This window comes from Spirochaeta lutea, assembly GCF_000758165.1.
GTDB classification, from domain to species: Bacteria; Spirochaetota; Spirochaetia; order DSM-27196; family Salinispiraceae; genus Spirochaeta_D; species Spirochaeta_D lutea.
Window position 1 is genome coordinate 81,235 of the sequence record NZ_JNUP01000066.1, and the last position, 16,854, is coordinate 98,088.

At 58.2% G+C, this 16,854-nt stretch carries 10 protein-coding genes and 1 pseudogene; 7 read left to right on the forward strand and 4 right to left on the reverse strand.

The window, feature by feature from the left end:
- From DC28_RS10990 to DC28_RS11000, 3 genes and pseudogenes are all read left to right on the forward strand, one after another.
- A pseudogene (locus DC28_RS10990) lies at positions 1 to 858 on the forward strand (DNA exonuclease SbcCD subunit SbcD); the annotation flags it as partial.
- Positions 855 to 4,283 (forward strand): AAA family ATPase, encoded by a 3,429-nt coding sequence (locus DC28_RS10995; RefSeq protein ID WP_037548588.1) that lies wholly within the window; start codon positions 855 to 857, stop codon positions 4,281 to 4,283. The pseudogene DC28_RS10990 and the gene DC28_RS10995, both read left to right, overlap by 4 nt.
- Positions 4,284 to 4,312: 29 nt before the next feature.
- A complete protein-coding gene (locus DC28_RS11000; RefSeq protein ID WP_037548590.1) occupies positions 4,313 to 6,388 on the forward strand; it encodes a GGDEF domain-containing protein in 2,076 nt (691 codons plus the stop codon).
- Here DC28_RS11000 and DC28_RS11005 read toward each other — a convergent pair.
- Positions 6,369 to 6,992 (reverse strand): YqgE/AlgH family protein, encoded by a 624-nt coding sequence (locus DC28_RS11005; RefSeq protein ID WP_052078790.1) that lies wholly within the window; start codon positions 6,990 to 6,992, stop codon positions 6,369 to 6,371. The genes DC28_RS11000 and DC28_RS11005 overlap by 20 nt on opposite strands.
- On the opposite strand from DC28_RS11005, the gene DC28_RS16450 reads away from it, so the two are divergent.
- Positions 6,991 to 7,284 (forward strand): hypothetical protein, encoded by a 294-nt coding sequence (locus tag DC28_RS16450; RefSeq protein WP_156104663.1) that lies wholly within the window; start codon positions 6,991 to 6,993, stop codon positions 7,282 to 7,284. The two genes, DC28_RS11005 and DC28_RS16450, sit on opposite strands and share 2 nt — an antisense overlap.
- Here the strand turns inward: DC28_RS16450 and acnA are convergent.
- From acnA to cysM, 3 genes are all read right to left on the reverse strand, one after another.
- Positions 7,242 to 9,968 carry an aconitate hydratase AcnA gene (gene acnA / locus DC28_RS11010; protein ID WP_037548593.1) on the reverse strand — a complete coding sequence of 909 codons (2,727 nt, stop codon included), beginning with the start codon at positions 9,966 to 9,968 and terminating at the stop codon, positions 7,242 to 7,244. The two genes, DC28_RS16450 and acnA, sit on opposite strands and share 43 nt — an antisense overlap.
- A gap of 152 nt (positions 9,969 to 10,120) precedes the next feature.
- Entirely contained in the window at positions 10,121 to 12,748 is a 2,628-nt protein-coding gene (locus tag DC28_RS15700; protein WP_052078791.1) for a peptidase U32 family protein, read from the reverse strand.
- A 556-nt stretch (positions 12,749 to 13,304) separates the two neighbouring features.
- The gene (gene cysM / locus DC28_RS11025) at positions 13,305 to 14,210 is read right to left on the reverse strand and encodes a cysteine synthase CysM (protein ID WP_037548596.1); all 906 of its coding nucleotides are present in this window, start codon (positions 14,208 to 14,210) and stop codon (positions 13,305 to 13,307) included.
- Between the two features lie 49 nt (positions 14,211 to 14,259).
- Between cysM and DC28_RS11030 the strand changes: the two genes are divergently transcribed.
- The 3 genes from DC28_RS11030 to DC28_RS11040 are packed head-to-tail and all read left to right on the forward strand — an operon-like array spanning position 14,260 to position 16,784.
- Positions 14,260 to 14,676: an OsmC family protein gene (locus tag DC28_RS11030; protein WP_037548598.1), complete on the forward strand. Its 417-nt coding sequence runs from the start codon at positions 14,260 to 14,262 to the stop codon at positions 14,674 to 14,676.
- Positions 14,677 to 14,679: 3 nt separating this feature from the next.
- On the forward strand, positions 14,680 to 15,852 hold the full coding sequence (locus DC28_RS11035) for a trans-sulfuration enzyme family protein (RefSeq protein WP_037548600.1): 1,173 nt from the start codon (positions 14,680 to 14,682) through the stop codon (positions 15,850 to 15,852).
- Entirely contained in the window at positions 15,849 to 16,784 is a 936-nt protein-coding gene (locus tag DC28_RS11040; protein WP_052078792.1) for an SDR family NAD(P)-dependent oxidoreductase, read from the forward strand. The genes DC28_RS11035 and DC28_RS11040 overlap by 4 nt, the downstream gene beginning before the upstream one ends.
- Positions 16,785 to 16,854: the final 70 nt, after the last annotated feature.

Sequence of the window (16,854 nt, forward strand, 5' to 3'; positions counted from 1 at the left end):
GAGAACCGGCCACAACCCGACGGCACCCCTGCCGCCCCGGAGAACCGGCCCCGGGGCACGACGAACCTCCAGCGGGGCACGACGAACCTCCAGGGGCTCCTGGCCCGGCGCTGGCAGGAAATCGCTGAGCGTCAGTTTCAAGAGCAGCGGCCGGAGATCCGTCTGTTCGTGGGGCATTTTTTCTTTGCAGCGCCGGGGACAGCGAGGGCGGGGCTGACCGAGGTCTTGCGCGGGGAGGAGGGCGAGGGAGAACGCTCGGTGCTGCATCCAGGAGGTATTGAATTGATTTCTACGGCGGCCATTCCCCAGGTGGACTACGCTGCCTTTGGCCACCTCCACCGGCCCCAGATTCTCCATGGCGAACAGCGCTTTCCGGCGGTGTATGCCGGCAGCCCCATCGCCTACTCCCAGGCGGAGGCGGACCAAGAGAAAACCGTAATGATACTGGAGTCCCAGGACCTCGGCATCATGGCCCTGCACACCCTAGCTATTTCATCGGGCCGCCGGATTCTTCGCCACCGCGCGTCCAGTCCGGATGAAGCCCTGTCCTGGCTGAAGGAACACCCCGATGATTTCATCGACCTGGAGATAGAGACACCCAGGTTTCTGGAAGGTGGGGTGTACCAGGAGATCAAACAATCTCATCCCCGGTTGCTGAGTATTGTCCCGGTATTAACCGCCTCCCGGGACGATGACCGGTTACCGGAATCCATGGATCCCCGGGAGCAGGGTCTGGAGGACCTCTTTGCCCGGTTCTTCCAAGAACGAAAGGGGGTTGCCCCCAGCGAGGAGATCCTCACCCTGTTCAGGGAACTCGCCAGCCTTGATCCCGATGAGGCCCAGGAGGAACAGCAATGATACCCCAACACCTCACCATTCAGGGCCTGTACAGCTATAAGCAGGCCCAGCACATTGATTTCAGCACCCTCACAAAGTCGGAGGTGTTCGGCATCTTCGGTCCCGTGGGCAGTGGTAAATCCACCATACTAGAGGCGGTGCTCTTCGCCCTCTACGGTAAGACCGAACGACTTTCGGGGAACGAAAAAATCGGTCCGAATATGATAAACCTATCCAGCCAGAAACTCTGGATTGATTTCCGATTCAAACACGGAACCCAGGAGTATCGATTCACCGTAGAGAACCGGCGCCGAAAATCGAAACCTGAAGAAACAGAGAGCATGACCCGCCATGCATACCGCCTGGTAGCCGGCAGTCCATCCCGCTCAGCTCAAACCTCCCGGGACCCTGAGAACAGCCAGAATCACCCCATCGAGGACCCCACCCCGGCTCAACACTCCCCGAATACCCCCCGGGCCGACCTATCAACCGACCTATCCACTGAGCACTCTGCCGGAGCTTCACCTAATCCGTCAGATTTCTGGGAACCCATGGATACCGGAGAAAAATCAGCGCCGGAGGTGGCTGAAGAGATTCTGGGCCTGAGTTACGACGCCTTTCGCCGGACAGTCATCATCCCCCAGGGAAAATTCCAGGAATTCCTGCAGCTCGGTCAGAGCGAACGCAGCAAGATGCTCCTGGAACTATTCAACCTTGACCGCTTCAATCTAAACCGCCGCGCCCAGGTCCTGCGCCAGCGCCTAGAAGCCCAGACAAAAACCCTGGAAAAGCAGCTGGAAGAAGTCGGCCCGGCAACCCCTCAAGAATTGGAGGCCATCACCCGAAGCCTGGCAGAAAAAACCCGTGAGGTTGCGGCACTGGAAGAACAACTGACCAACCTTCAAACCGAGCTGAACAAGGCCCGGCGCTTTCAGGAATTACACCGGGAGCTGGAGGAAAAACGCCGGATACAACGATCCCTGGATAATCAAGCCCCGGAGATGCAGACCATGGAACAGACCATAGCCCGGGCAGAGGTCTGGATCACCAAAATCCAGCCCCTTTGGGAACGCCGTGAATCCCTGGATGCCGAATTACAGGCTCAACACGATCAAATACGCAGCCTCCACACCACCCTTGAGACCCTGACGAAGGATATTCAGGAATTAGAAGGCCAGCTGTCTCCCCTAGCAGAGTTGCAAGGCCGCGGCGCAGAGATCCGCCGTGAACAAGAACATCTGCTCCGGGCCCTGGAAGCCCTGGACCTCCATCAACGCTCCACGGAACTGCATTCAAAAATCCACACTCTTCAAACCGAGATCGCGCCCCGGGCGGAATCCCTCTCTGAGTTGAATGTAAAACTCGCTGACCTGGGAACCAAGGTTGACCAGAATCTTCCCCGCCCAAGCCTGATCCAAACCATCCAAACTTGGCATACCCGAACCGCTGAGGCTACCCGGGCGCTCCAGGACCAACGCTCCCGCCGAGACCGCCTGGACCAGGAGGAATCGGAGCGCCATCGGGAGGATGAGATTCTGCGAAGTGATTTCAGCGCCCGGCTAACCGGGATCGCATCCCAGCTGGATCCGTCCACATCCCCCCAATCCCCGGTCCATCCGCCCTCCTGGGATACCCTGCTCCAGGGCTACCGGGATCTAGAAACCGCTCTTCGTACCCGGATCCAGGAAGAAACCGAAACCGCCATTAGAAACCAAGAACTTCAGCGCATCAAGGGCAGTCTGAAGGAGGGCGACCCATGTCCGGTTTGCGGCGTTCCCTACCATAGGGGCGGTCATGCCGATACCCCCGGTCCAGCCGGCACCCCGGAACGGGATATCCCAAACCTCACCTCCGGGTCTCCGGGGCAGGCTGCCTCACCGACTCCGCCTAGTCCGCAGCTCCAAGAACTGAAAGAAATCCTCACCACCTTTGGAGAAGACTGTTTCCAGGCAGCCCAGGCAAACAAGACCAGGGAAGACCATAGCCGCCAACAGCACCGTGAACTGGATTCTGCTATGACAGCCCTGGAGGGCCATTTGGAGGAGCTGCTCCGAACCCCGCCACCGGAACTCCCAGAACTCCCCCCGGATTGGCAGGGGCTCGCTGATCCCACCACATTTCCCGAATCCATGGCCCGGCTCGCGGTCCTCCAGGATCAACAGCAGGAGGCCCTGGGTCAACGTACTGCCTTGGATCGGGAGAAACAGCACCTCACCGCCGAGCTGCACCGCATGGAAATCACCCTGGAACAACATCGTAGTGCCCTGAATGAAACCGGGGAAACCTGCCGCCGGCTGATCAGCCAGCTGCCCCCGAGGATAACGGATCAGTTGCCCCAGGACCTGATCACCCCTCCCGGACCCGATGCATCCAAGACCCTGACCCACAGCAAAACCAGCGATGCAGCCCTGGAGGAGCTCCGGGAACATCTCCGGGCCGAGGCAGATAAAACCGCGGAACAGCTCCATACCCTGGAAACCCGGCTTCCCGAACTCTCCCGGAATCTGCAGGCAAAAAAGCAGGATCGCGCGGTACTCTCCGAGCGACAACAGCACCTCCAGACCCATGCCGGGAGCCTCGAATCCGAATCGGCCGATCTATCCTACCAAATCTCCCGGCTCAGCCAGGAACACCATCTCTCCGGCCATACCCTGGACGACCTCCGGGAAAATCCTCCGGATACCCAAACCCTCAAAGCCGCCCTGGAGCGCTACCATCAGGAATCCCGGCAGACAGACCACCGAATTGCGGAGCTTCTTGCGACCCTGAAGGGTCTGCCGGGGGAGCCCAGACCCCTGGAAGAGCTGGAAGCGCTTGCCGGTACCGCGGCGGCACGGCGGGATGAGCTGCTCTCCGACCTGGGCAGCCTGGAAACCACCCGGAAACTGACCGAGGATAGGTTGTCCCGGCGTACTGAACTCCAAAGTCAGCTGAACCACGCCCTATCCCGGCGCGACGCCGCCAAGGTGTTGGCGAACCTCCTCAAGGGGGATGCCTTCCTTGACTTTGTCGCTCAGACCTACCTCCAGGATCTGGTCTCCCGGGCAAACCGCCGCTTCATGGAATTGACCCGTCAGAGCCTGGAACTGGAGCTCGGACCGAAGAACGAGTTTCTTATCCGGGATCTGCTCCACGGCGGCCGGCTCCGGTCGGTGAAGACCCTTTCGGGGGGCCAGACCTTCCAGGCAGCCTTCTCCCTGGCCATTGCCCTGGCCGACTACCTTGATCACCAGGGAGGCGGATTCTTCTTCATGGACGAGGGATTCGGCAGTCTCGACCGGGACAGTCTGGATATCGTCTTTCAATCCCTCCGCCATCTCCGCCGGGAAAACCGCCTGGTGGGAATTATTAGCCATGTGGAGGATCTTAAGCAGGAAATTCAAACCTACCTCTCCATCGAAAATGATCCCAAGGAAGGGAGCATTGTCTCACCCAGTTGGGAATAACCGGGGACTTTCCGCTATACTATGGGTTGATGACCCAAGGCCGTCCAATATCCCCCAGTATTCTACCCCGGTCACTACCCCGTCCCCTGCTCCACAGGATCAGGAGGCTCGGGGCGTTCCCCGGCTTATTTCTGATTCTCGTTGCGTGGCTGGTTCCCGCTCCCGCCCAGGGCCAGAGTCTCTTGGTACTAGGCGATCTGTACAATTCCCACCCCCTTCAGATCCGCCCTGCTCTGGACCAGGCTCTACATAACCTGCCGCCGTCGGACCCCTTAACCATCCGGCTGCTGCAGGCCCGGGATCTTCGGTTCAGTGATCCCCAACGGGCCGTCCAGATCCTCCACGCGCTCCTGGAAGACACCCAGCATCTCCAAACCATGCATCCCGCGTCGGCTTTGCGGATATATGCGAGGGTGTTTCTTTCTCAAATCTTTTTTTTCCAGGGTGATTCGACAGCCTCCCTGGAGCAGATTGATCAGGCTTCCCGGGCTGCTTCCGGGGGAAACGATTCCCTGCGCCGAGGACTTGTGGCAATCGAAAAGATTTCCCTCTACACCACCCTGGGGATGCTGGAACAGGCCCTGCAGACCGGTTTGGAAGGATTGCAGCAGTTTACCGAGGTGCAATCCGTGTACCTGGAGATTCTCCTGGCCGTTGCCGGCGTGCAGCTCGCCTTGAACCGGACCCCCGAAGCCCTGGTTAGCCTACGATCCGTCCAGGAATTCGCAAGCTTGGGTAACCAACCCGTACTCACGGCCCTTTCCCAAGCCGCCCTAGGACTTTCTCACCACTTTGATAGAGACTTTTCCCGGGCAATACAGGCCGTTACCGCCGCCCGGGACAATTTTCTCGACCTTGATCTTCCCGGGGCTGCGGCCATTCAGGACAATAACCTGGCCCAGATCTACGAAGCCCAGGGAACCTATGCCCGGAGCATCACGACCCAGGAGCGGGCGATCGAACAACTACCCCGGGACCTTCCCCCCTCCCTCCACCAATACATGAGGATAAACCTTGCTAATCTCTTTATCCGGGCAGGTCAGTATTCCCGAGGCTATGACATGTTCGAGGTTGAAATACCGAAAATGCTAACTCAAAAAGACTTCAGGTGGGGATTCCGGGCCGCTGAGGTCTATATCACCGCCCGGTCTAACCAGGGGGATTTTCAGCAGGCCGTAAATATGGCTAACTCGGTATTGGCGATTAGTGCGGTCTCCCTTCCCGGCCTTACCTCCGACCCCCTCCAGGGACCGGCTCGCAGGAACCTGGCCCTTATCTACCATGCCCGCTCCCGGGCCTTCGAGGCCCAGGGAAGATATTTTGAAGCTCTGGACGATTTCCGGCGCTACCATTCCCTGTCCCAATCCAGCCGGGCTGCTACTACCAGTACCCAGCTGGGGATCATCCGGGAACAAATCGCAGCGACCCGGAACCTAACGGAACTTGAGCTCCTACAAAAGGACCTGGAAATCCAGCGCCTTCAGATCGACCGTCAGCAGAGCATCCGCAATCTGCTCCTGGTCAGTCTGCTCTTCCTCGGAATCTTGGCTCTGCTCATTACCCTGGTCTATCTCCGTTCCGTCCGGCAAAGCCTGGAATTCCGGCGGATGTCCCGGCACGATTTCCTTACCGGCCTGTACAACCGCCGGGCCTTTGTAGAGCAGGCAGTTTCCATGCTGGAACAGCTCAAGGCCGGCCCTGAAGAAACCTATGCGATTATTTTGGCCGATGTTGATCATTTCAAGCGGTTCAACGATACCTACGGCCACGAATGTGGTGATGAGGCCCTCAAATGGATTTCCGGTACCCTGAAGGAGGCATTACGGGAAAGCGATGTCCTGGCGCGCTGGGGGGGCGAGGAGTTCATCATGATGCTGCCGAATACAGGACTCTCTGCTGCGGAAGAGATTGCCCAACGGCTTCGAAAGCAGGTCAACCGGCAGATCTTCACCTTTCAAAGTCACCCCCTGGAGATAACCATGACCTTCGGGGTGAGTCAGCGTCTGCCAGGCCAGGGACTGGATCAAGTGATCGCCCATGCAGACCAGGCCCTCTACGCAGGCAAACAAAACGGCCGAAACCAGGTCAATTCATGGACGGCTTGAAGCCCATCTCCGCCAGCACCCAGTAGGCACCGCCCTTCTCCTTTAGGGCCTTCTTCCAGACCTGGGAGGCATCGGGTTCAAAAACCAGATCCGCCGAGGCAGGAATCACCGTCCAGGCAGCCTCAACCAGCTCATGCTCGAGTTGTCCGGCTCCCCATCCCGCATACCCCACGCAGAACCGTACATCCTTGGGTAGTCCCAGGGCATCTTCTGCCCGGAACACCCGGTCCATAATGGAGAAATCCGGCTCAAAAATAACCCCCGAAGCGGGATGAATAGCATGTTCACTCACCGCTCCGTCCGGCAGCCCGGAGTGAATAACAAAAACCCGGTTCTGCTCCACCGGTCCGCCCACGTACAAGCCGAGATTCCCCGAGGGCAGTCCGGCATACTCGGGCAACACATCCCGCACCACTGCATCCCCCGGCCGGTTCAGCACCAGCCCGAAGGCACCCTGCTCATCGTGGTGGATAACCAGAATGACGGTCTGTAAAAAATTTGGATCATGGAGTTCCGGCTCGGCTATCAACAGTTTTCCCGTAAGATCTATGCCGCTCTGAGATCCCGAGTTTTCATCTGCTCCTGGTTGAAGGGGTTCAGCCATGGTTTCAGTGTACACAAAAAAACCGGTCCCTGCCAGCCATGAACCTGGACAGACACCGGTGTTAGTAGACGATGATCCCCGGCGGTACGAAACCTTCCCGGTCAGCAGGGGGCTGCCGGACCGTCGAGCCCGGAACCCGGCAGCCCTTCACCAGGAAGGCGGACGCTTTCGGCTGTCCCTCCCCGGTGGCGCCGGGAAACTCAGCCCTGCGTCAGGAAGGCGGACGCGCCCAACAGTCCTTCCGGGCTGTTATGCCCTGGACTCAGCTACCATTCGCCGCAGAACGGTATGAAGGATTCCCCCGTTACGGTAGTAATCCACCTCAACCGAGCTATCGATGCGGCAAATCACCCCAAACTCCAGAGTGGAACCATCGGGACGCCGGACCGAAACCCGAATCTCCTGCTTGGGTTGAACCCCATCATCAACGGTTATGGTGTACTCCTCATCACCCTTCAATCCCAGAGATTCGGCACTCTCTCCCGGCTTAAACTGGAGGGGCAGAACCCCCATTCCTACCAGATTGCTCCGGTGAATCCGCTCGAAACTCTCAGCGATTACCGCCTGGACCCCAAGAAGCTGAACCCCCTTGGCTGCCCAGTCCCGGCTCGAGCCCATCCCGTAATCCTTACCGGCTAATACGATGGTCGGTACCTGCTGGGTTTTATACCGCTGGCTTGCTTCATAGATGCTGATCTGATCCCCCGAGGGCTGGTGGCGGGTCCAGCTTCCCTCGGTTCCCGGCGCCATCTGATTGCGCAGCCGGATGTTCGCAAAGGTTCCCCGGGTCATGATCCGGTCGTTACCCCTACGACTCCCGTAGGAATTAAAATCAGGCCGTGAAACCCCTTTTTCAGCCAGGTAGGTCCCAGCAGGGCTGTCATAGGCAATGGAACCTGCCGGGCTGATGTGGTCGGTGGTGATAGAATCGCCTACCTTTACCAGCACCCGGGCGTTCCCGATGGGGGAAATTGCCTGGGTCTCCAGTCCCATACCGACAAAGAAGGGCGGCTCCTGGATGTAGGTGGATTCCTCATTCCAGGGATAGACCTTGGTGGCTTGGAGGGGAATATCATTCCACCGGGGATTTGACTTCTCAATGCCCCCGTAACTCTTTTTAAACGCCTCCCGGTCCAGGGCCTTGCTGACATACCGGGCGAGTTCCTCTTCGCTGGGCCAGATATCCCGCATATAGACCGGCTTACCGTCCGTATCGGTTCCAATGGCGTCCTCATGCAGGTTTATGTGCATGGTTCCCGCAATAGCGTAGGCAACGCAGAGGGGCGGACTTGCCAGGAAGTTAATCTTGGTATGGGGATTCACACGTCCCTCAAAGTTCCGGTTCCCTGACAACACCGCACCGACTACCAGATCCTCCTTCTCCACTGCCTGAGCAATATGCTCCGGCAGGGGACCAGAGTTCCCGATACAGGTCATGCAGCCGTACCCGACCAAATTGAACCCCAACTGGTTCAGGTAGGGCATGAGCCCCGCCTTCTCAAGGTACTCCGTTACAACCACAGAGCCCGGAGCAAAGCTGGTCTTTACGTAGGGCTTAACCCGCAAGCCGCGTTCAGCCGCCTTTTTGGCGACCAGTCCCGCGCCGATGAGCACCGAGGGATTAGAGGTGTTCGTACAGCTGGTGATGGAGGCGATAACCACATCCCCCTGATGCAGCTCGTATTCCTTCCCCGAGGGATCCTTGATCAGGGCAGACTTCTGGAGATCCCCATCCTGGAGGGCGTATCCCCGCTCCTTAATGGGCGCCTTGTAGATCGTTTTCAGGGTTTTAGGCACATCCTGTAAGCTTATCCGGTCCTGGGGCCGTTTGGGTCCGGCAATACTTGCCTCTACGGTAGCCAGATCAAGATCCAACACAGCCTGGTATTCCGGCTCGGGATTCGACTCGTCCCCAAAGATCCCCTGGGCCCGGGTGTAGGTTTCCACCAACTCGAGCAAATCTTCATCCCGCCCGGTGGCGTACATATACTCCAAGGTCTTTTTGTCCGGAGGGAAGAACCCGGCGGTCGCACCGTATTCAGGAGCCATATTCGCCAGGGTAGCACGGTCGGGCACCGTCAGGGCCCCCATCCCCGGACCGAAGAACTCAACGATCTTTCCGACCACACCGTGTTCGCGGAGCATCTGGGTAACCCTCAGCACCAGGTCCGTGGCGGTAATCCCCGCCCGCAGACTGCCCCGCAGCCGAACACCCACTACCGGGGGAGCCAGCATGTAGATCGGCTGACCGAGCATCGCCGCCTCAGCCTCAATTCCTCCCACACCCCAGCCCAGGATCCCAAGACCGTTGATCATGGTGGTGTGGCTGTCGGTACCCACCAGGGTATCGAAGTACGCCACATCTCCCTCGGGAGTGGTAACAGTCTGAACCACCTTACCCAGATACTCCAGATTCACCTGGTGGCAGATACCGCTGGCAGGGGGGACAACGTGAAAATTCTCCAACGCAGCCTGACCCCACCGGAGAAACTCATACCGTTCCTTATTCCGATGGAACTCCAGGTCCATATTCTGTTTAAACGCCTCGGAGGTACCGAAAAAGTCGGTATTAACCGAATGATCGATCACCAGGTTCACCGGCAGCTTGGGATTAATCTTTTCGGGATCACCCCCCATCCGCTCCATAGCACTCCGCATGGCTGCAAGATCCACTACACAGGGAACACCCGTAAAATCTTGAAGTAGTACCCGTGCGGGGGTATAGGGGATTTCAATGTCCGCAGGGTCTGCAGGATTATAGGTTAAGAAGGATTCAACGTGGTCCTTGGTGACCTCTTGTTCGTTTACATTTCGCAGTACCGATTCCAGGAGAACCCGGATGCTATAGGGTAACCGGGTTATGTCCTTACCCAGCTTCTTCCCCAGCTCGGCAATACTAAAATACTGGTATTCCTTCCCACCGGCTTTCAGACTCGACCGGACACCGAAAAAATCCTCATAGGCAGATCTCTGCATACACGCTCCTTAATTGTATCTCCAGCTGAGGGATACCGCCCAGGGCGCACCCCTCCAAGGGTATTCGTTTCCTCATACTACCGGGTTTACCGGCAATTCTGCAAGGTAAGCCGGGGCTACCCGGCCCCCCCCCCTGCCCCGCCGGTCATCGGTCACTCTCCAAGACCCCGGCGCGCACTTCCTCGGGTAATCCGGAGTCCGTAGCGGTGCAGCAGCTGTTCGAGGCTCTGATAGGCTTTCGGACTGGCCGGATCTTTGAGCCACCGGAGTACCAGATCCGTCATCCCCAGCCCTTCCTCCGAGGCCGGATCGATTCCCAGCAGCCCGAGATTCCGCAGATCCGCAATCCCGGCAAAACCCCTGGCCTGCGTATCCCCATGGATCCCCCCATCCTCCAAAAGACCATCATTCAGGAGAATCCGGCTGTTATAGACCTCCGGCAGGTGCAGGGGCCGTTTTACCCACACCACCTGAACATCACCCTCCTGCTGATCCAGAACCGAGGTTTTCCGGCACCGGGCCACACACTCCGGAGAGAAGTTCTTCACGCCGCAGCCCCCCGCCTTGGTCATAAAACAATTTCTGAGCACCATCCCCCTCTGGGGCCCGAACAACGGAAGTCCCAGTCCCACGGTCCCGTTCCCGGCCTGAAGAACCTCCCTACTTTGCTGTACCGAGAGTTCCGGGCTCAACCACACCCCCCTGGCACCCCGATCGACCAACAGCTCCAGGGTTTGGGCATTGGTACAATTCCAACCCCACCCGGCAACCCACGGCCGGTTGGATAAAAACCCGGATTCAAATCCCCCTGCCCCCCCGACCACCACCGGCCTTCCGGGAGGTAGGTTCCGAAGCATATCATCCCCGGCCCCGTCCAAAAGCACAGAATCAAGGTAGCCCCAAACCTCTGGATGATCCCTCAGCCAGGCAAGCCCCCCCTCGTCCGCCGGATCCAATACCGCCGTCAGACCCGCCCGATCAGCGGCGAGAGCAACCGCCGGATCATCACAGAGGACCCAGGCCGTAACGCTTCCCGCATCCTGGGATTGATTCAACACCGATTCTACCCCTGATTTCCGACCCCCAATACCATCGCCCGCTCCCGGTGCCGTCCGGATAGCACCCACGGAAGACCAATATCCTTTTTGCAGTTCTTGGGAATCAGAACCTGAGGGTTCTTGGATGGAAAGCTGCTGGGCCAAAGCCTCGAAAAACGCTGAGACAGCCCGGCGGCGCAGGGCTTTGATAGCCTTGGGGGCCAGGAATAATCCCTCCTGCCAAACCCCAAACCGGGTATGCTGTAAGGTTAACCCCTGATCCAGGATTCCGACCTTTTCCAGGACCATGTGGGTACTCAACCCCTGACCCCGGGCCCTATCCACTCCGGCCTCGGAAACCTGGATACTACAGCTGGGAGGAGCATCCCGAAAGGCTGGTACATCCGGGACTCCCGGCCTCCCGAGGGTAGAAAGTTCCAGGGTAAGCCCCCGTTCCTCCCCCAGGGAGAGTACAATCGCCACCGGAATGGGCGGCCACCTCAGGTCCGGAATACCCGTATCCTCAACCTTGGTCCCTCTGGGTCGGTCCAGAACAAGGAAATCTCCGGGTTCGACCCGTTGGTCCGGGATGGTCCTGAACCACCGATACCCAACCCTGCTCTGTCCCGGATCGGCCCATACCTCACACCGCATCCGCAGCACCCCTTCGGGACCGAGGATCATCGCCTCCCGTCCTCGGAGCTCCCGGTCATCTAAAGCCCGAACATCCTCCAGGATAATCTGCTTCTTCCCCGGAATAAACTGTCTGATCGTCCCCAATATCACCAGGGAACGGTCTATTTGTCTGTAGGTAAACTGCTCGGGTCCGGGTCTTCCAGCCAGGTATGCGGAAGAAAATCCACGGTTAAAGACCCGGGTGGCCTGGGATTCCTCCTCGGGAATGATCCGTGCCTCATCTACCATGGTCCGCCATTCAGCCACCAGGGCCGATACGTAGTCCGGCCCCTTCATACGTCCCTCAATCTTCAGACTGCCGACCCCCGCATCCAGCAGTTCCGTTAAAAACCGCCGGGCGTCCAGATCCCGGAGATTCAGCAGGGGATTATATCCCTCGTGTTCCGGGAGCGTACCGCTCTCCCGGGGTAGGTTTGCCCGATTCCCCATGCTCCACCGGCGTCGGCAGGGCTGAACACACTGGCCGCGGTTTCCCGATAATCCGGCTATCTGGCTGCTGAGCATACACTGCCCGGACATACTCACACAGAAGGCTCCATGAACAAAAACCTCGGTCTGTACACCCCAATCCCGGGCACGGGCAGTAAGCTCGGAAATTTCCGGCATAGAAAGCTCGCGGCTCAGATTCACCCGGGTAAAACCAAGATCAGCCAGAAATCGAATCTGTGCGGCGGTATGGGTTGTGCATTGGGTAGAGGCATGCATCTCAAGCTCGGGGAATCGGGAGCGAATGAGGCGGGCCGCACCGAGGTCCTGGAGTATAATTCCGTCGATGTGGGGTAAGGCCTGTTCTTCCAAAACCCTCAAGGCGGGAGCGAGTTCGTGTTGGGTAAAGAGAATGTTGAAGGTCAGAAAAAGCCGTGCCCCCCGGCTCCGGGCATGGGCTGCTAACAGGGGCAGATCCCCCGCCTGAATATTGGACGCACGGCTCCGGGCATTGAACCGGGGTAGGCCCAGGTACACGGCATCCACCCCGGCATCCAAGGCAGCCATCACACTGGCGACATCCCCCCCCGGAGCGAGAACTTCGGGTTTTTGAAATTTCATAGGGATATGCTACATCATTCTCGGCCTGGTTGGGAAGCGAGGAACGATAGCGCGACCTCGGGCATCGGGCATCGGATTGTCAAGAAAACCTGAATCTCTCCCAGAGGCATGGAAATCACCCCCCCCCAAAAAAAACAGCCTCGGAGGGACAGGAGTTACCTGCGGCTTGAGAGCCCTCCGGGGCTGGGGGGTAAGGGGTCGGGGGCACGGGAAAAGGAGAAAAACCCGCGGCCACCCAAGCAGCACAATCTACACATCATACACGAAAAGGAGGAATTGCCTCTCCTTTTGAACTAAAAACCCCCGGGGCAAGTACTGGTAACAGTTTTTTTGCGGTTATTTTTTTTGGTGGAGACTCCTTGACCACTCTATGGCATTTAGCTCAGTGCTCAAAAAAATGTAATCGCCACCAGACACGGCGGAACCCGATTTGGTCCGGTGCCAGGGATACTGCCCGTGAGGGGATACCATAGAGCACGTTACATAAACCAAAGGCCTTGCCGCACCCAAGGCCGTTTTGGAATGATTCCCTATCCCGGGGAGAGGGAGGGCTGGGTTATTCCTCCCGAAACACCCCGGTACTCAGGTACCGGTCTCCCCGGTCGCAGATCACCGTTGCTACCAGGGCATCCTGAATCCCCCTGTCGTCCAGATCGCGGAGTACCTGCAGGGCGGCCCACACATTGCCGCCGCTGGATACCCCGGCGAAGATCCCCTCCTGAACGGCAAGCTGCCGGGTCATCTCCTCGGCATCAAGGCGGCTTACCTCCACGGTCCGATCCAGTCCCCGGGGATCATAGATTTTCGGCAAGTACTCCTGGGGCCAGGCCCGGATGCCCGGAATACCCCCCTGGCTGTCGGGCCGAACCCCGATAATCTGGATGTCTGGATTCTGTTCTTTGAGAAATCTTCCGGTCCCCATAATAGTGCCCGTGGTGCCTGTGGATGCGAGGAAGTGGGTGATTTCCCCATCAGTATCCCGCCAGATTTCCGGCCCGGTTCCCTCAAAGTGAGCCAGGGGATTATCCGGATTGGCGAACTGATCCAGGATTACCCCCCTGCCCTGGGCCTGCATCTCCCGGGCCAGATCGATGCATCCCTCCATCCCCCTGCTCCGGGGGGTCAGAATCACCTGAGCGCCGTAGGCTGTCATGGCCAGGCGCCGCTCCTGGCTCATATTGTCCGGCATAATCAGAACCATGCTGTACCCCTTGATGGCTGCAGCCATGGCCAGCGCAATTCCGGTGTTCCCGCTGGTTGCTTCGATGAGGGTGTCGCCGGGTTTGATCTGTCCCCGTTCCTCTGCCCGGGTGATCATGGACAGGGCGGGTCGATCCTTCACGGAACCTGCCGGATTATTTCCCTCAAGCTTCACCACAAACCTATTGAGCCCTTTATAGAGCCGCTGGATGCGAACCAGGGGTGTGTTTCCAATGCATTCGTCTATAGTCTTAATGTTCATAGTTGTAGTATAATCATGACTATCTTACTTGACAATAAGGAGCTTATGCATGAGGGTAACCCTGAACCGTGTGAACACGAAAGTCCATTTCCGTGCCGAAAACGAGGATGGCAATACAATGGATATCGATGGAAGTCCTGCCATCGGAGGAGAGAACCGGGGATTCAGGCCCATGCAGGCGCTGCTGGCCTCCCTGGCTGGATGCAGTGTGATGGACCTGGTATCTATAATAGAAAAACAGCGCATGACCCTGAAGGATATCCAGATCCAGGTGGATGGCCAGCGCGCCGACTCTACGCCTTCGGTGTTCACCGCTATTCATCTGCACTACATCCTAAGGGGACAACTGATTCCCGAAAAGGTTGAACGGGCTGTGGAACTGGCCGTAAAGAAATACTGTTCCGTGGGTGCAATGCTGGAACACTCTGTAACCATCACCTACGACTATGAGATTAAGGAGGATTAGAGTATGAAAGGATTCGAAACCAGGGCCATTCGAACCCAACAGGATCGAAGCCAGAACCGGGAGCACTCCGCGCCCATCTACATGACCTCCAGTTATGTCTTTGACGATGCCGAACAGGCCAGGTCCCTCTTTGCAGAGGAGACCAGCGGTCCAATCTACTCCCGTTACAGCAACCCCAACACCGATGAATTTATTGAGAAACTCTGCGCCTTGGAAGGTACAGAAGACGGGTTTGCCACCGCATCGGGCATGGCGGCAATGTTTACCAGTCTTGCAGCCTTCCTGAGCGCCGGGGACCACCTGGTAGCCAGCAAGTCGATCTTCGGCAGCACCCACCAGGTTATCACCAAGATTCTACCCCGATGGGGAATCGAATACACCTACGTGGACTGCTCAGATAAACAGGCATGGAAACGGGCCATCCAGCCCAATACGAAAATGCTCTACTGCGAGAGTCCCTCGAACCCGGGGCTAGAAATCCTGGACCTCGAATTTCTCGGCACCCTCGCCCGGAACCATTCTCTGCTCTTCAATGTTGATAATTGTTTTGCCACCCCCTACCTGCAGAATCCCGCAGAATACGGGGCCCACCTGGTAACCCACTCTGCTACAAAGTTCATCGACGGTCAGGGCCGCTCCCTGGGGGGCGCAGTCTTGGGCAGCAAGGAACACATCGCTACGGTCCGGGGATTTGCACGGCAAACCGGCCCGGCAATGAGCCCCTTCAACGCATGGCTGCTCAGCAAGAGCCTGGAAACCCTGGCGGTGCGTATGGACCGGCATTGTCAAAATGCCCTGGAAACCGCCCGATACCTTGAAAACCGCCCAGAGGTATCCTGGGTCAGTTACCCGGGGCTGCCCAGCCATCCCGGATTTGAATTAGCAAAAAAACAGATGCGCCTTGGCGGGGGGTTGGTGGCCTTCGAACTAGCCGGAGGGCTCGAATCGGGACGCCGGTTTCTGGACTCCCTCGGGATGATCAGCCTCAGTGCGAACTTGGGAGATACCAGGACCATCGCGACCCATCCCGCCAGCACCACCCATAGTAAGCTGAAACCCGAGGAACGGGCCGAGGTGGGCATCAGCGATGGTCTGGTACGGATAAGCCTCGGTCTCGAGAGCTTGGAGGACATTCTGGAAGACTTGGACCAGGCCCTTACTCGGAGTTCCTCATGAGATTGCGCAATCCAAGACGGTTGATAGCCGGTCCCTGGGTTAATCCGGGACACGAGCGCCCTGGCCGGACCACACCTCGTCCTGGCAAGCCAGCTCAGGGGAACCCAGACCAGGCCAAGCCAGACCAGGCCAAGCCGCCCCTGGGCTGTATCACCGGGGCCACCAGCGGCATCGGCCTGGGGTTTGCCCGGGAACTCGCCCGCCGGGGTTACCGTCTACTACTCTGCGGACGGCGCAGAGAGATTCTGGAAACCCGCGCAAGGGAACTAGAGGGTGAGTTCGGTACCTCGGTGGCCCTTTCTCTAGGCGATCTGACCGACCCAGCCTACCGCCGGGAGTTGATCCGGACCATGGAGGCTGATCTTCCCTCGGTTCTCGTCCTGAACGCCGGGTTTGGAACCGGCAGTAATTTTACCCAGGTGCCCCTGGAGGTGCACAATACCATGCTGGACCTACATAGCCGGGTACCCATGGAGATTTGCCGCGCCCTGGTCCCCGGCATGGTAGCCCGGGGATCGGGCAGTATCATTGCCGTAAGCAGCCTGGCGTCCATAAGTCCGATGCCGGGAAACGGGGTATACAGCGGATCAAAGGCATTTGTAAACCAGTTTATGCGAAGTCTCGGGATGGAACTCTGGGATCAGCCGGTGGTCGTTCAGAGCCTACTACCCGGTTTTACCTACACGGATTTTCATTCACGGATGGAAACCTGGACCATGGAGCGTAAAAACCGGGGATTGATTCGTTGGCAAACCCCCGACCAGGTTGCAAAAACGAGCCTGAACGCCCCGAAACACCGTCTGCAGGTCATCCCCGGATGGTCCAATCGGCTCCTATTTAATCTATCACGGTTTATTCCCCAGGGGATCTACCACCCTTTGGCGGCTAGAGCAACCCCGGATACATCTCAGGCAGCACATAAAAGACCGTAAATCACCGCTTTTGATGCGTAAACGTATGGATCCTTGGAGCCCGGCGGATATTGTGGGAACAGATGCACAC

Coding starts and splice junctions, on each gene's coding strand:
- DC28_RS10995 (WP_037548588.1), top strand. CDS start 855: ATGATACCCCAACACCTCACCATTCAGGGCCTGTACAGCTATAAGCAG.
- DC28_RS11000 (WP_037548590.1), top strand. CDS start 4,313: ATGACCCAAGGCCGTCCAATATCCCCCAGTATTCTACCCCGGTCACTA.
- DC28_RS16450 (WP_156104663.1), top strand. CDS start 6,991: ATGGTTTCAGTGTACACAAAAAAACCGGTCCCTGCCAGCCATGAACCT.
- DC28_RS11005 (WP_052078790.1), bottom strand. CDS start 6,992: ATGGCTGAACCCCTTCAACCAGGAGCAGATGAAAACTCGGGATCTCAG.
- acnA (WP_037548593.1), bottom strand. CDS start 9,968: ATGCAGAGATCTGCCTATGAGGATTTTTTCGGTGTCCGGTCGAGTCTG.
- DC28_RS15700 (WP_052078791.1), bottom strand. CDS start 12,748: ATGAAATTTCAAAAACCCGAAGTTCTCGCTCCGGGGGGGGATGTCGCC.
- cysM (WP_037548596.1), bottom strand. CDS start 14,210: ATGAACATTAAGACTATAGACGAATGCATTGGAAACACACCCCTGGTT.
- DC28_RS11030 (WP_037548598.1), top strand. CDS start 14,260: ATGAGGGTAACCCTGAACCGTGTGAACACGAAAGTCCATTTCCGTGCC.
- DC28_RS11035 (WP_037548600.1), top strand. CDS start 14,680: ATGAAAGGATTCGAAACCAGGGCCATTCGAACCCAACAGGATCGAAGC.
- DC28_RS11040 (WP_052078792.1), top strand. CDS start 15,849: ATGAGATTGCGCAATCCAAGACGGTTGATAGCCGGTCCCTGGGTTAAT.